Source organism: Lelliottia sp. 489 (genome assembly GCF_050435885.1).
Lineage (GTDB): Bacteria > Pseudomonadota > Gammaproteobacteria > Enterobacterales > Enterobacteriaceae > Enterobacter > Enterobacter nimipressuralis.
Genome location: NZ_JBNDLC010000003.1, coordinates 194,270 through 210,432 on the forward strand (window position 1 = coordinate 194,270; position 16,163 = coordinate 210,432).

Here is a 16,163-nt window from a genome sequence, read left to right on the forward strand (position 1 = left end):
GATTACTGACCTTTGATCTCTTTACGACCGTTGTACGGAGCTTTTTCGCCCAGTGCTTCTTCGATACGAATCAGCTGGTTGTATTTAGCTACGCGATCAGAACGGCTCATAGAACCTGTTTTGATCTGGCCTGCAGCGGTACCAACAGCCAGGTCAGCGATGGTAGCGTCTTCAGTTTCGCCTGAACGGTGAGAGATAACGGCAGTGTAGCCAGCGTCTTTCGCCATTTTGATCGCAGCCAGAGTTTCGGTCAGAGAACCGATCTGGTTGAATTTGATCAGGATGGAGTTAACGATGCCTTTGTCGATACCTTCTTTCAGGATCTTGGTGTTGGTTACGAACAGATCGTCACCAACCAGCTGGATTTTGTCGCCCAGAACTTTAGTCTGGTATGCGAAACCATCCCAGTCAGATTCGTCCAGACCGTCTTCGATAGAGACGATTGGGTACTGTTTGGTCAGGTCTTCCAGGAAGTGAGTGAACTCTTCGGAGGAGAATGCTTTGTTGCCTTCGCCAGCCAGAACGTATTTACCGTCTTTGTAGAATTCAGATGCTGCACAGTCCATCGCCAGGGTGATGTCGGTGCCCAGCTCGTAGCCCGCTGCTTTTACTGCTTCAGCGATAACAGCCAGAGCTTCTGCGTTAGAACCCAGGTTAGGCGCGTAGCCACCTTCGTCACCAACAGCAGTGTTCATGCCTTTAGCTTTCAGAACTTTAGCCAGGTTATGGAACACTTCAGAACCCATACGAACCGCTTCTTTCAGGGATTTCGCGCCAACTGGCTGAATCATGAATTCCTGAATATCAACGTTGTTGTCCGCGTGCTCACCACCGTTGATGATGTTCATCATCGGAACTGGCATGGAGTATTTGCCTGGGGTGCCGTTCAGTTCAGCGATGTGCTCATACAGCGGCTGACCTTTAGACGCTGCAGCCGCTTTGGCGTTAGCCAGAGACACAGCCAGGATTGCGTTCGCACCGAAGTTAGATTTGTTTTCAGTACCGTCCAGGTCGATCATGATTTTATCGATGCCAGCCTGGTCTTTGGCGTCTTTGCCAAGGATTGCCTGAGCGATAGGACCGTTAACCGCGCCAACAGCTTTGGTTACGCCTTTACCCAGGAAACGGGATTTGTCGCCATCGCGCAGTTCCAGCGCTTCGCGGGAACCAGTAGAAGCACCTGACGGAGCAGCTGCCATACCGACGAAACCACCTTCCAGGTGAACTTCGGCTTCAACAGTCGGGTTACCACGGGAGTCGATGATTTCACGACCGATGACTTTAACGATTTTGGACATTAGATTTTCCTCAGTACAAGTTAAACTAAAACTCCAGACAAACAACGCGTACCGATGGTACGCGTTGCCGTTCTAACTTTTTTACTTCGCCTGACGCTTCTGGTATTCGCTCGCGGCTTTCACAAAGCCTGCAAACAGCGGATGTCCGTCACGCGGCGTTGAAGTAAATTCCGGGTGGAATTGACAGGCGACGAACCACGGATGGTTTGGCACCTCAATGATCTCGACTAACTGATCATCCCCGGAGCGGCCCGCGATACGCAGACCCGCAGCTTCGATTTGTTTCAACAGCATATTGTTGACTTCGTAGCGGTGACGATGGCGTTCAGTGATGGTTGGCGCACCATACATTTTGCGAACCAGACTATCGTCAGACACCTGGCAAGCCTGAGCGCCAAGACGCATCGTGCCACCCAGATCGCTCTTCTCAGTACGGACTTCGACGTTGCCGTCTTCATCACGCCATTCTGTAATAAGCGCCACAACAGGGTACTTACAGTCTGGCACAAATTCCGTAGAGTTCGCGTTTTCCATCCCGACTACGTTACGAGCGAACTCGATCAACGCAACCTGCATACCCAGGCAAATGCCGAGGTAAGGAATATTGTTTTCACGCGCAAAGCGTGCGGTAGCGATCTTGCCTTCAACACCGCGGTAGCCGAAGCCGCCAGGGATCAGAATAGCATCCAGATCTTTCAGAATTTCGACACCGCGGGTTTCAACATCCTGCGAATCAATCAGCTTGATGTTAACGGTTACGCGATTCTTTAGACCACCGTGTTTCAGCGCTTCAATCACTGACTTATAGGCATCCGGCAGTTCAATGTACTTGCCGACCATACCGATAGTCACTTCGCCTGCCGGATTAGCTTCTTCGTAGATAACCTGTTCCCATTCTGACAGATTAGCTTCCGGACAGTTCAAGCTGAATCGTTTACAAATATAATCGTCCAGACCCTGTGATTTCAACAGGCCCGGGATTTTATAAATGGAATCGACGTCTTTCAGAGAAATCACAGCCTTTTCAGCAACGTTACAGAACAATGCAATTTTCGCGCGCTCGTTGGCCGGAACGGCACGATCGGAGCGGCAGATCAGGATATCCGGCTGGATACCGATAGAGAGCAGTTCTTTCACGGAGTGCTGCGTCGGTTTGGTTTTCACTTCACCGGCTGCCGCCATGTATGGCACCAGCGTCAGGTGCATGAACAGCGCGTGTTCACGACCAATATCAACCGCCAGCTGACGAATCGCTTCCAGGAATGGCAGAGATTCGATATCACCCACGGTACCGCCAATTTCAACCAGCACAACGTCGTGGCCTTCGCCACCTGCGATGATGCGCTCTTTAATAGCATTGGTGATGTGCGGGATAACCTGAACGGTTGCGCCTAAGTAATCGCCACGGCGTTCTTTACGCAGAACGTCAGAGTAGATACGACCCGTGGTGAAGTTGTTGCGGCGACTCATTTTAGTACGGATGAAGCGCTCGTAGTGACCTAAGTCCAAATCGGTTTCAGCGCCGTCTTCGGTAACGAACACTTCGCCGTGCTGGATTGGGCTCATGGTGCCTGGATCGACGTTGATGTACGGATCCAGTTTCATCATAGTCACATTGAGGCCACGGGCTTCAAGAATGGCCGCGAGAGAGGCTGCGGCAATGCCTTTACCCAGAGAGGATACAACCCCGCCGGTCACAAAAATATAGTTCGTTGTCATGCTGAACCTGAGAAGTTAGGTTGGAACGATGGAATAACCAAGACGGGAAAGTAGTATACCCGAACACGGCGAGCGCCACAAACTTTCATTCTCCGTCTCCTGTCTCAGGCTTTGACAAACATAGGGAGTGAGAAAATAGCCCCTTTTGGGTAAATGTTTTTGACGCAAATCAAGCGCTTGTCATTTAAAAAATCACACAAATTGCGCTTGATCGCAAAAATCCGTTAGAGATCATGTTCCTGGCGTTTTACTTCCTGCCACACCTCTTCCATCAAATCGAGGTCCACGCCGGTCATTTCCAGGCCTCGTGCCGCAACAATCCGCTCGACTTCGCGGAAGCGACGTTCGAATTTGAGGTTGGCTTTTTGCAGCGCGGTTTCGGCTTTGACGCCCAAATGGCGCGAGAGGTTGACCGTGGCAAACAGCAGATCGCCCATCTCCTCTTCCAGGCGAGCTTCATCCACCACCGCCTGTTTAGCTTCATCCATCACTTCGTCGATCTCTTCGTACACTTTGTCGAGCACCGGGCCAAGAGAGGTCCAGTCAAAGCCCACGGCGGAGCAACGCTTCTGAATTTTATGCGCACGCATCAGGGACGGCAGACTTAATGGGATATCGTCCAGTGCGGAGTGTTGTGCTTTTTCAGCGCGTTCAGCGCTTTTGATCTGCTCCCAGCGGACCAGCACTTCTTCGCTGTTGCCAGCGGTCGCGTCGCCAAAAATATGCGGGTGGCGACGTTCGAGTTTGTCGCTAATGGCGGCACAGATATCATTAAAATCAAAACGCCCCTCTTCCTGCGCCATCTGCGCATAAAACACCACCTGGAAAAGGAGATCACCCAGTTCACCGCGCAGATCGCCAAAATCTTCGCGTGAGATAGCGTCCAGCACTTCGTAGGTTTCTTCGAGGGTATAAGGGGCGATGGTGGCGAAAGTCTGCTCTTTGTCCCACGGACAGCCGTTTTCCGGGTCACGCAGACGTTTCATAATGCCGAGCAGGCGGTCGAGTTGGTTCATTTTTACATCCAGGATAAGTAAAGATAGCCGGGTAACAACAAAGCGTTACCCGGCCAACAAAGAGTAAATTTACCCGCCGTGCAGACGTCGAGCGTCAATCACATCCGGCACCTGATTCAGCTTACCAAGCACGCGGCCCAGCACCTGCAGGTTGTAGATTTCGATAGTCATATCGATAGTCGCAAGCTGCTCGCGGGTATCGCTGCGGCTGGCGACGCCAAGGACATTAACCTTTTCGTTGGCGAGGATGGTGGTGATATCGCGCAGCAAACCGCTGCGATCGTTGGCGGTGACACGCACCACCAGCGAGTAGCCCGCGGAATAGCTTTCGCCCCACACCGCATCCACAATACGTTCTGGTGCGTGAGACTGCAGTTCTGCCAGCTGTTCGCAGTCGGAGCGGTGAATGGAGATTCCGCGCCCCTGGGTGATAAAGCCCACGATATCATCGCCAGGGATCGGCTGGCAGCAGCGAGCGATATGGTGCATCAGATTGCCGACGCCCTCCACCACTACGCGGCCATTGTCTTTGCTGCGATGCTGCGGAGTATAGGTTTTCTGCTGAAGCTGCTTCAGTGCCGCCGCATCCTGCTCCTCCGCGCTCGGTTTGTTAAACTGAGACTGCAGGAAGTTCACCATCTGGTTGAGGCGAATATCGCCCCCGCCGATAGCCGCCAGCAGCTCATCAAGCTCATTGAAGTTGTAGCGCGGCAGCAGGTGTTTTTCCGCCTCTTTGATGCTAATGCCTAAATGCTCAAGCTCATCATCGAGGATCTGGCGGCCCGCCAGGATATTCTTGTCGCGATCCTGTTTACGGAACCACGCGTGAATTTTGGAGCGTCCACGGCTGGTGGTGACATACCCCAGGTTCGGGTTCAGCCAGTCGCGGCTCGGGTTTGGCTGTTTCTGGGTGATGATTTCAATCTGATCGCCCATCTGCAGCTGATAGGTAAAGGGCACGATGCGACCGCCGATCTTCGCGCCGATGCAGCGATGCCCCACGTCGCTGTGGATGTGGTAGGCAAAATCGAGGGGAGTAGACCCGGCAGGCAGATCGACAACGTCGCCTTTTGGTGTAAAGACATAGACCCGATCGTCGAAGACCTGGCTGCGCACTTCGTCGAGCATTTCGCCAGAGTCGGCCATCTCTTCCTGCCACGCTATCAACTTACGCAGCCAAGCAATGCGGTCTTCATGGCCGGTGCGCGTTCCGCTGGATGGGCCTTCTTTGTACTTCCAGTGCGCCGCGACGCCCAGCTCGGCGTCTTCGTGCATCTGTTTGGTACGAATCTGAATCTCGACCGTTTTCCCGCCCGGCCCGAGCACTACCGTATGAATCGACTGGTAACCGTTCGGTTTCGGGTTCGCCACGTAGTCGTCGAACTCATCTGGCAGATGGCGGAAGTGAGTATGCACTATCCCCAGCGCGGCGTAGCAGTCCTGCAGGCGATCGGCAACGATGCGCACTGCGCGCACGTCGAACAGCTCGTCAAAGGCGAGATGTTTTTTCTGCATTTTGCGCCAGATGCTGTAGATGTGCTTCGGACGACCATAGACCTCCGCCCGCACGTTCTCTTCTTTCATTGACTGGCGCAATCCGCCCACGAACTCGTCGATATAGTGTTCACGATCGATACGGCGTTCGTGCAGCAGTTTGGCAATGCGTTTGTATTCTGCCGGGTGCAGGTAACGGAAGCAGTAATCCTCAAGCTCCCATTTCAGCTGGCCGATACCTAAGCGGTTCGCGAGGGGCGCATAGATATTGGTACACTCTTTCGCTGCCAGCACGCGTTCATCTTCCGGCGCGTCTTTTACTTCACGCAGGTGCGCGATGCGCTCGGCAAGCTTAATCACCACGCAGCGGAAATCATCCACCATCGCGAGCAGCATGCGACGAACGTTATCTACCTGTTCCGAGGAGACGGAATCTGTCTGGGCGGCTTTTAGCTGGCGGATGGCGGCCATATCGCGCACGCCGTGAATAAGCGCCACAACCGGCTTACCGACGCTGTCACGCAGCACGTCTTCGCTCACCACTTCGGCATCTGCCAGCGGGAAGAGCAGCGCGGCCTGCAGCGTTTCGAGATCCATGTTCAGCATGGAGAGGATTTCAACCATCTCGATGCCGCGCCACAACAGCAGTTCGGCATCGGCATGTCCCTGCGTTGTGCGCAGACAATAGGCCCAGGTTTCGGTTAAGCGTTCACACGACTGCTGGCTGGAAATCCCCAGACTTGCGATCCATTTTTGTGGGTCAAACTCACCAGCTTTATTGAGATGTGCACTTCTTACCGCAACCATCGTCCTCTCCTTTAGGGACAAGGGCCTGTCGAATTCGACAAGCCGAAATTCGTTAGTTCTGCTCGAACAACACCATTGATTCCAGATGCCCAGTGTGCGGGAACATGTCCAGCATTGCCAGACGCTGAATCTGGTAACCCGCGCCCAATAAAGCCTCGCTGTCGCGGGCGAGCGTGGCCGGGTTACAGGAAACATAGACCACGCGTTTTGGCGCGAGTTTAATTATATGCTGCATTACGCCAGGCGCACCGGCGCGAGCCGGATCGAGCAGGATTTTATCGAAACCGTGCTTTGCCCACGGCTGCCGGGTGACATCTTCTTCCAGATTTTCATGAAAAAATGTCACATTGTGCAACGCGTTGCGCTGCGCATTTTCCTGCCCTTTTGCCACCAGCGCCTCGACGCCTTCTACGCCGACAACGCTGGCCGCCCGTTTTGCAAGCGGTAGGGTGAAATTCCCCATCCCGCAAAACAGATCCAGTACCCGGTCACCGGGCTGAACATCCAGCCACGCGATTGCAGTGGCGACCATCTGCTGGTTTACGCCGTCGTTTACCTGAATGAAGTCGCGCGGACTGAACGTTAAGCGTAGCCCGTCCGACAGATACCAGGGAGTTTCACCTGTAACCTGCTCAAGTATCTCGCTTTGTGGCGCAAGAAAAAGCGCCAGCTCGTGAGAATGCGAAAAGCGTTCCAGTTTTTCGCGGTCTTTGGCAGAAAGTGGCGCCGTGTGACGCAGCACCATCAGCGGGCCGTTATCGGCCAGTACCAGTTCCACATGCCCCAGCGAACGCACGCCCTGTAGATCAGACAGGCAGTTGCGCAGGTCCGGGAGCAATGCCTCAAGACGGGGCACCAAAACGGGGCATTGATTCACGTCGACAATGTCACTGGCGCTGCTCTTGCGAAAACCCATCTCCAGCTTTTGTGTTTTCGGTTGATAGTTCAGGCTCAGACGTGCCCGACGGCGGTAGCCCCACGGCTCGCCGGCGATGATGTCGTTCACCTCATGCTTGATAAGCCGTGCCAGGGCGGTGCTTTTGCTGCGCTGTTGCAGGGCAACGCTGGCATGCTGCTGCTGACAGCCGCCGCACACGCCATAATGCGGGCAGCGTGGCGCTGTACGTTCTGCGCAATCATTAAGGCGACGCTTCACTTTGCCGCGAGCAAACTTGTTCTTGTCTTCCGTCAGGGTGACTTCGGCACGCTCAGTGGGTAATAATCCGGGGATAAATACCGTCTTACCATTATGACGCGCAACGCCCTGGCCGAAGGGGTCAAGGTCGGTGACATCAACAGTTATGATCTGACGCGTCGTCACGCGTCGCTTTGCAGAGTAGAATTGCGCCATTGCCGAGAATTTTCTCAAATAAACATAATGACTCTAATTGTCCCATAACGGAACTCCATGACCAACTACAGCCTGCGCGCGCGCATGATGATTTTGATCCTCGCCCCGACCGTTTTAATCGGTTTGCTGCTGAGCATCTTCTTCGTTGTGCACCGTTACAATGACTTGCAGCGTCAACTGGAAGATGCGGGAGCCAGCATCATCGAACCGTTGGCCGTCTCCAGCGAATACGGCATGAACCTGCAAAACCGTGATTCCCTCGGCCAGTTAATCAGCGTTTTGCATCGTCGGCATTCAGAAATCGTGCGCGCCATTTCGGTCTATGACGAGAATAACCGGCTGTTTGTCACGTCGAATTTTCACCTCGATCCCGGCGAGCTTAAAATCCCCGACGGTACGCCTTTCCCGCGCCATCTGAGCGTGGTGCGACGCGGCGACATCATGATCCTGCGTACGCCCATTATCTCGGAAAGCTATTCACCTGATGAATCGGCCATATCAGATGCCAAGGCCAGTAATAATATACTGGGATATGTGGCGCTGGAGTTGGATCTCAAGTCAGTGCGCCTGCAACAGTACAAAGAAATTTTCATCTCCAGCGTCATGATGCTGTTCTGTATCGGCATTGCGCTGATTTTCGGCTGGCGATTGATGCGTGACGTCACCAGCCCGATTCGCAATATGGTGAACACAGTCGACCGTATCCGTCGCGGGCAGCTCGATAGCCGCGTCGAAGGGTTTATGCTCGGCGAGCTGGATATGCTGAAAAACGGCATCAACTCGATGGCAATGTCGCTGGCGGCCTATCACGAAGAGATGCAGCACAACGTCGACCAGGCGACCTCCGATCTGCGCGAAACCTTAGAGCAGATGGAGATCCAGAACGTCGAGCTGGATCTGGCGAAGAAACGCGCCCAGGAAGCGGCGCGTATTAAATCGGAGTTCCTGGCGAATATGTCCCACGAGCTGCGTACGCCGCTGAACGGGGTGATTGGCTTTACCCGCCTGACGCTCAAATCGGAGCTTAATCCGACTCAGCGCGATCACCTGCACACCATCGAGCGTTCCGCCAATAACCTGCTGGCGATCATCAACGATGTTCTCGACTTCTCCAAGCTGGAAGCGGGCAAGCTCATCCTCGAAAGTATCCCCTTCCCGCTGCGCAGTACGCTGGATGAGGTGGTCACTCTGTTGGCCCACTCCTCCCACGACAAAGGCCTTGAGCTAACGCTGAACATCAAAAACGACGTGCCGGATAACGTCATCGGCGATCCCCTGCGCCTGCAGCAGGTGATCACTAACCTGGTGGGCAACGCGATCAAATTTACCGAGAGCGGCAACATCGATGTGCTGGTTGAGCGCCGGGCGATAAGCAATAACAAAGTGCAGATCGAGGTGCAGATACGCGATACGGGCATCGGTATTCCCGAGCGCGATCAGTCGCGGCTGTTCCAGGCGTTCCGGCAGGCTGATGCCAGCATCTCGCGTCGCCACGGCGGGACAGGTCTGGGGCTGGTGATCACCCAGAAACTGGTGAAAGAGATGGGCGGCGATATCTCCTTCCACAGCCAGCCGAATCGTGGCTCAACCTTCTGGTTCCATATTAATCTCGATCTGAACCCGAACGTGGTGACGGACGGACCGATGACGGATTGCCTGCGCGGTAAGCGTCTGGCCTATATCGAACCCAACGCCGCAGCCGCGCAGAGCACGTTGGATGTGCTCAGCACCACGCCGCTGGAGGTGATTTACAGCCCGACGTTCTCGGCGCTGGCAGTCGACCATTACGATATTCTGCTGATGGGCATTCCCGTGACGTTCACCGGTGAGCTGACCATGCAGCAGGAGCGGCTGGCGAAGGCCGCATCGATGACCGATTACCTGCTCCTGGCTTTGCCGTGCCACGCGCAGCTTAACGCGGAAGAGCTGAAAAACGACGGTGCCGCCGCCTGTCTGTTAAAGCCCCTTACCGCAACGCGCCTGCTGCCTGCGCTGACGGAATATTGCCGCATTAATCATCAGGCGATCCCTGTCTCGAGTGACGATCACAAGCTGCCCATGAGCGTGATGGCGGTGGATGACAATCCGGCTAACCTGAAACTCATCGGCGTATTGCTGGAGGATCAGGTACATCACGTTGAGCTGTGCACCAGCGGCCCGCAGGCGGTTGAACAGGCCAAACAGATGCAGTTCGATCTGATCCTGATGGATATTCAGATGCCGGGCATGGACGGCATTCGCGCCTGCGAGCTGATTCGCCAGCTGCCGCATCAGCAGCAGACGCCGGTGATTGCGGTGACCGCTCACGCCATGGCCGGGCAAAAAGAGAAACTGCTCAGCGCCGGGATGAATGATTATCTGGCTAAACCGATCGATGAAGAGAAGCTGCACAGCCTGCTGCTGCGCTATAAACCGGGCTTCGCAACCGGAGTGTCTTTAGCAACGCCAGAACCGGCAGAGTTCAGCGTAAACCCGAACGCCACGCTCGACTGGCAGCTGGCGCTGCGTCAGGCGGCCGGAAAACCCGATCTGGCACGTGAAATGCTGCAAATGCTGGTCGCGTTCCTGCCGGAAATCCGTAACAAAGTGGAAGAACAGCTGGTCGGGGAACACCCAGACGATCTCCTCGAAGCGATCCATAAACTGCACGGTAGCTGCAGCTACAGCGGGGTTCCGCGTCTGAAAAGCCTTTGTCATTTGCTGGAACAGCAGCTGCGCTCGGGCACAGCGGAATCTGAGCTGGAGCCGGAGTTTCTCGAGTTGCTGGATGAGATGGATAATGTGACGCGGGACGCGAGGAAAGTATTAGGGGGGTAGTTTTCTGCTTTAGACCCTTCTGCCTGGCCCTCTCCGTGTGAGAGAGGGCAAGGAAAAACTACGCGCTCTTGCCCATTTTCAACACTGCAGCAATATTCCGCGCTGCCATCCGCACATTCTCTTCTGCATTTTTCAGCGCCTCTTCCAGCGTACAGACGGTGTAAATCACGCTAAATACCGCGTCGATACCGTGCTCATGCACCACGCCGACATCCGCCGTCAGGCTGCCCGCAATTCCAATAACCGGCTTGTTATAACGTTTGGCGACTTTCGCCACGCCGACGGGAACTTTGCCATGGATCGTCTGGCTGTCGATGCGTCCTTCGCCGGTGATCACCAGGTCTGCATCGGCGACGTGGTTATCCAGATGCAGCGCATCGGTGACAATCTCAATGCCCTGACGCAACTCTGCGCCGCAAAACGCATACAGCGCTGCGCCCATCCCGCCAGCCGCCCCGCCACCTTCCAGATTGAGGACGTCGATATCCAGGTCGCGGGCGATAATTTTCGCGTAATGGGCCAGAGAATCATCGAGCCGGGCGATCATCTCCGGCGTCGCCCCTTTTTGCGGGCCAAATACCGCCGATGCCCCTTCTTTGCCCGTCAGTGGATTGGTTACGTCGCAGGCCACTTCAATACGACAGTTAGCCAGGCGGGTATCCAGCTCGCTGATATCAATCCGCGCCAGCTTCTCAAGCTCGCCGCCACCCATGCCAATAGGATTATCTTCAGCATCCAGCAGCTTCGCACCGAGTGCCTGCACCATTCCGGCTCCGCCGTCGTTGGTGGCGCTGCCGCCGATACCGATGATGATGTGTTTAACGCCTGCATCAAGGGCGTGGCGAATCAGTTCGCCTGTCCCCCAGGAGGTGGTTTTCAACGGATTGCGTGAGGAAGGCGCCACCATCTCCAGGCCGCTCGCCGCCGCCATTTCGATGAATGCGCTCTGCTCGTCGCCGGATAACCCGTAGAACCCTTCCACGTTTTCGCCTAAGGGGCCCGTGACCCGCACCTTGATAATACCGCCCTGTGTGGCTGCGACCATCGCCTCCACCGTCCCTTCGCCGCCGTCGGCAACGGGCAGTTTGACGTAGTGCGCGTCGGGGAGAATCTCGCGAAATCCCTGCTCGATTGCCGTCGCCACCTCAAGAGCACTCAAACTCTCCTTGTACGAGTCCGGTGCGATTACTATTTTCATAAGCCATCCTTACGCCTGTTGACTGGATTGAGCATACACCCGCGCTGAAAACAAAAATGCCGACTCCCGCAGGAACCGGCATTCACACTTAGCGCACCATGCACGGTTGCTTGTTGTTAAACGTCCAGTCCGGGATGAGATACTGCATCGCCATCGCGTCGTCGCGCGCGCCCAGGCCATGCTTCTGATACAGTTCGTGCGCTTTCATCAGTTGATCCATATCCAGCTCTACGCCCAGACCCGGCGTGGTCGGCACTTGCACCATTCCGCCTTTAATTTCGAACGGCTGTTTGGTCAGGCGCTGATTGCCCTCCTGCCAGATCCAGTGAGTATCAATCGCCGTAATGTTGCCCGGCGCGGCGGCGGCCACATGGGTGAACATTGCCAGTGAAATATCAAAGTGGTTGTTGGAGTGCGAGCCCCAGGTCAGCCCGAACTCATGGCACATCTGCGCCACGCGCACGGAGCCTTGCATTGTCCAGAAGTGCGGGTCCGCCAGTGGAATATCAACCGACTGCAGCGACAGCGTATGGCCCATCTGACGCCAGTCGGTGGCGATCATATTAGTCGCCGTTGGCAGCCCAGTCGCGCGACGGAACTCGGCCATCACCTCACGTCCGGAGAAGCCCTGCTCCGCACCGCACGGATCTTCTGCATACGCCAGTACGCCTTTCAGCTGTTTGCCGATGCCGATCGCTTCATTAAGCGACCAGGCCCCGTTCGGATCCAGCGTTACGCGCGCCTGCGGGAAGCGTTTCGCCAGCGCGACAATCGACTCGGCCTCTTCTTCGCCCGCCAGCACGCCGCCTTTCAGTTTGAAATCGTTAAAACCGTATTTTTCGTAAGCGGCTTCCGCCAGGCGTACCACCGCCTCCGGCGTCATGGCTTCATCGTGACGAAGGCGATACCAGTCGCATTTTTCGTCCGGCTGGCTCTGGTACGCCAAAGGCGTGAGTTTGCGATCGCCGACGAAGAACAGATAGCCGAGCATTTCGACTTCACTGCGCTGCTGCCCTTCCCCCAGCAGCGACGCCACGTTAACCCCTAAATGCTGCCCAAGCAGATCCAGCATCGCGGCTTCGATCCCCGTCACCACGTGAATGGTAGTACGCAGATCGAAGGTTTGCAGCCCACGGCCTCCCGCATCGCGGTCAGCAAAAGTAGCGCGCACGGCGTTTAAGACATTTTTGTACTCGCCCAGGGTTTTGCCCACCACCAGCGGGATCGCCTCTTCCAGGGTTTTGCGGATCTTCTCGCCGCCTGGAATTTCGCCCACGCCCGTGTGGCCAGAGTTATCTTTGATAATCACAATGTTGCGGGTAAAGAACGGAGCATGGGCGCCGCTCAGGTTCATCAGCATGCTGTCGTGGCCCGCGACGGGAACAATCTGCATGGCAGTGACGACAGGTGTAGAGAAAGTGGTCATGGTGCAATCCTTTTAATTAGTGACGACCAAACGCCGGGCGTTTGCGGTCAAATGTCCAGCCGGGAACGAGATACTGCATTGGGCCTGCGTCGTTGCGCGCGCCACCTGGCAGTGTCTTATACAGTTCGTGGGCCTTGTGGATCTGATCCCAGTCCAGCTCCACGCCCAGCCCCGGCGCATCCGGGACGGCAATCTTGCCGTCTTTTATCTCCAGCGGATTTTTGGTCAGGCGCGCGTCGCCCTCCTGCCAGATCCAGTGCGTATCGATAGCCGTGGGTGTGCCGGGAGCCGCGGCCCCCACATGCGTAAACATCGCCAGTGAGATATCGAAATGGTTATTCGAGTGACAGCCCCAGGTCAGGCCCCAGTCGTCGCACAACTGCGCGACACGCACCGCCCCGGAGAGCGTCCAGAAGTGCGGGTCTGCCAGCGGAATGTCCACGGAATTGAGCATCACCGCGTGGCCCATTTCGCGCCAGTTCGTGGCGATCATATTGGTTGCCACCGGCAGCCCTGTCGCGCGGCGAAATTCCGCCATCACTTCGCGACCGGAGAAACCCTGCTCGGCCCCGCACGGATCTTCCGCGTAAGTGAGCACGTCGTTAAGCCCTTTGCAGAGCGAAATCGCCTCGTCCAGTCGCCAGGCACCGTTAGGGTCAACGGTGATTCGCGCATCCGGGAAACGTTTTTTCAGGGCTCGGGCGCTGTCGATCTCCTGCTCGCCAGGCAGGACGCCGCCCTTGAGTTTGAAATCCTTAAAGCCGTAGCGATCCTGTGCCGCCTCGGCTAAGCGAACCACCGCCTCGCTGGTTAGCGCTTCCTGATGACGCAGGTGATACCAGTCATGATTGCCCGGCGTGCTGGAGAGATAGGGCAGATCGGTTTTCTTGCGATCGCCCACGTAGAACAGATACCCGAGCACGGTGACGGCATCGCGCTGTTTGCCCGGCCCCAGCAGTTCGCACACCGGCACGTTCAGCGCCTTGCCGAGCAGATCGAGTAGCGCCGCTTCGAGCGCAGCCACCGCATTCACCCGCAGCTCGAACGTCCAGGCCCCTTTGCCGAAGGTATCAAAATCGGCGGCCTGATTGCCTTTGTGTACCTGCTGCACCACCTTGTTCAGACGCGCGATCTGCTGGCCGACAACCACCGGAACGGCGTCCAGCAGAGTCTGGAGAATCACCTCACCGCCAGGCGCTTCACCGACGCCAGTATTCCCGGCGTTATCCGTGAGCACCACAATATTGCGCGTAAAGTACGCGTTATGGGCACCCCCGATGTTGAGCAGCATGCTGTCGTAACCGGCCACCGGAATGACCTGCATGTCGGTAATGACTGGACTTGACTGTGTATTCATCATGCACGCCCCGCGACCGGTTTCAGCTCAACGCGTTTGATGTCGCCCACCAGCACCAGATAGCTGAGAACCGCCACCAGCGCGTGGACACCCACGTAAATCAGTGCGCCATTGAAGGAGCCTGTGGTCCCAACGATGTAGCCGATGGCGATAGGGGTAACGATGCCGGAAATGTTACCGAACATATTGAACAGACCGCCACTCAGGCCGCTGATCTCTTTCGGCGCGGTATCTGCCATCACCGCCCAGCCCAGCGCACCAATCCCTTTGCCAAAGAAGGCCATCGCCATAAAGCCAATAATCATCCATTCGGCACTCACATAGTTGCAGAACACCATCGTCATGGAGAGCAGCATGCCCAGTACAATCGGGGTTTTACGCGCGATATTCAGCGAACCGGTGCGACGCATCAGCCAGTCGGAAATCACCCCGCCCAGCACGCCACCGATAAAGCCGCACACCGCCGGAACCGAGGCCACAAAGCCCGCTTTCAGAATCGACATTCCGCGCGCCTGCACCAGATAGACCGGGAACCAGGTGATGAAAAAGTAGGTTAAGGCGTTAATGCAGTATTGCCCAAGGTAGATGCCTATCATCATCCGCGAGCCAATCAGCTGTTTGATCTGGCCCCACTTCTGGCTGAACGGCACTTTGGCTTTATCATTTTTCTGATCCATGTTGATCAGCGCACCGCCTTCAGCGATGTACTCCAGCTCTTTCTTGTTCACGCCCGGATGTTGATTCGGTTCGTGGATCACTTTTAGCCAGACAAAGCTGATGACGATCCCCAGTCCGCCCATAAAGAAGAAGACGTGTGACCAGCCCACTTCGTGGGTCAGCCAGCCCATAATCGGCGCGAAAATGACCGTCGCGAAATACTGGGCGGAGTTAAAAATCGCCACCGCCGTGCCCCTCTCCTGCGCCGGGAACCAGGCCGCGACGATACGGCTGTTGCCAGGGAAGGAGGGCGCTTCTGCCAGCCCTACCAGGAAACGTAAGGTAAAGAGGGCAACGATAATGCCGAAGCCGCTGAAGATATCGACGAAGCCCTGCAGCAACGTAAACATCGACCAGATAAAGATGGACCAGAAGTAAACGCGTTTGGAACCGAAGCGGTCAAGCAGCCAGCCGCCGGGGATTTGGCCAATCACATAGGCCCAAGAAAATGCGGAGAAGACATATCCCATGCCGACCGGATCAAGCCCGATGTCTTTTGCCATTTCAGAGCCGGCAATCGACAGCGTGGCGCGGTCGCCATAGTTGAAGGACGTGACGATAAACAGCATCACCACTATCCAGTAGCGAGCATTGGTGCGCTTCTCAGCGCTGCTCGCCGCTTGGCTTAATGTACTCATTGTTGCACTCCTGAATCTTGGCTTGCGCCAGGTTCATTCTGTACGACATAACCTGTAGGGTAATCAGAATGAGAGGTTAGTGTTTTGCAGTTTTGGTACGGCATTTCTGGTACGGATAAGAGCCGTTTTATGGTTTCTAACTGCTTTTTTTGGTAACTGACGGGAAAAGTATATGTAAGAGGAGGCAGCAGCCTCACCGTGCATCAACACAACATTGGCGCACGAGTTGGAGGTTGTTTGTGGCAAAAGCCCAGGGGAGTGGAAGATGGTTCACGAAAATGAGGAAGAATGTGAGCCAGATTACCTGGCGGCGCTGCGCTTGCGC

The 16,163-nt window shown here is 55.8% G+C and carries 10 protein-coding genes; 1 reads left to right on the top strand and 9 read right to left on the bottom strand.

All coding sequences use genetic code 11. The features are described 5' to 3' along the window. Window positions 1-2: 2 nt before the first annotated feature. From eno to rlmD, 5 genes are all read right to left on the bottom strand, one after another. On the bottom strand, window positions 3-1,298 hold the full coding sequence (gene eno / locus ABIE11_RS12200; protein WP_100779120.1) for a phosphopyruvate hydratase: 1,296 nt from the start codon (window positions 1,296-1,298) through the stop codon (window positions 3-5). An 81-nt stretch (window positions 1,299-1,379) separates the two neighbouring features. Further along, on the bottom strand, window positions 1,380-3,017 hold the full coding sequence (gene pyrG, locus ABIE11_RS12205) for a glutamine hydrolyzing CTP synthase (RefSeq protein ID WP_095283160.1): 1,638 nt from the start codon (window positions 3,015-3,017) through the stop codon (window positions 1,380-1,382). A 224-nt stretch (window positions 3,018-3,241) separates the two neighbouring features. Next, the gene (gene mazG / locus ABIE11_RS12210; RefSeq protein ID WP_429184584.1) at window positions 3,242-4,033 is read right to left on the bottom strand and encodes a nucleoside triphosphate pyrophosphohydrolase; all 792 of its coding nucleotides are present in this window, start codon (window positions 4,031-4,033) and stop codon (window positions 3,242-3,244) included. Window positions 4,034-4,102: 69 nt separating this feature from the next. Next, on the bottom strand, window positions 4,103-6,334 hold the full coding sequence (relA, locus tag ABIE11_RS12215; RefSeq protein WP_102104651.1) for a GTP diphosphokinase: 2,232 nt from the start codon (window positions 6,332-6,334) through the stop codon (window positions 4,103-4,105). Window positions 6,335-6,386: 52 nt separating this feature from the next. Further along, a complete protein-coding gene (gene rlmD, locus ABIE11_RS12220) occupies window positions 6,387-7,685 on the bottom strand; it encodes a 23S rRNA (uracil(1939)-C(5))-methyltransferase RlmD (protein ID WP_429184585.1) in 1,299 nt (432 codons plus the stop codon). Window positions 7,686-7,742: 57 nt separating this feature from the next. On the opposite strand from rlmD, the gene barA reads away from it, so the two are divergent. After that, window positions 7,743-10,502 (top strand): two-component sensor histidine kinase BarA, encoded by a 2,760-nt coding sequence (barA, locus tag ABIE11_RS12225; protein ID WP_123428662.1) that lies wholly within the window; start codon window positions 7,743-7,745, stop codon window positions 10,500-10,502. Between the two features lie 58 nt (window positions 10,503-10,560). On the opposite strand, the gene ABIE11_RS12230 is transcribed toward barA, so the two are convergent. The 4 genes from ABIE11_RS12230 to gudP form a co-directional block, all read right to left on the bottom strand. Further along, entirely contained in the window at window positions 10,561-11,700 is a 1,140-nt protein-coding gene (locus tag ABIE11_RS12230; RefSeq protein ID WP_429184586.1) for a glycerate kinase, read from the bottom strand. 88 nt (window positions 11,701-11,788) lie between these two features. Continuing rightward, entirely contained in the window at window positions 11,789-13,126 is a 1,338-nt protein-coding gene (gene gudD / locus ABIE11_RS12235; RefSeq protein ID WP_429184587.1) for a glucarate dehydratase, read from the bottom strand. A 16-nt stretch (window positions 13,127-13,142) separates the two neighbouring features. Then, entirely contained in the window at window positions 13,143-14,483 is a 1,341-nt protein-coding gene (locus ABIE11_RS12240; RefSeq protein WP_429184713.1) for an enolase C-terminal domain-like protein, read from the bottom strand. Further along, window positions 14,483-15,838: a galactarate/glucarate/glycerate transporter GudP gene (gudP, locus tag ABIE11_RS12245; RefSeq protein WP_429184588.1), complete on the bottom strand. Its 1,356-nt coding sequence runs from the start codon at window positions 15,836-15,838 to the stop codon at window positions 14,483-14,485. Before gudP ends, ABIE11_RS12240 begins: the two co-directional genes overlap by 1 nt. Window positions 15,839-16,163: the final 325 nt, after the last annotated feature.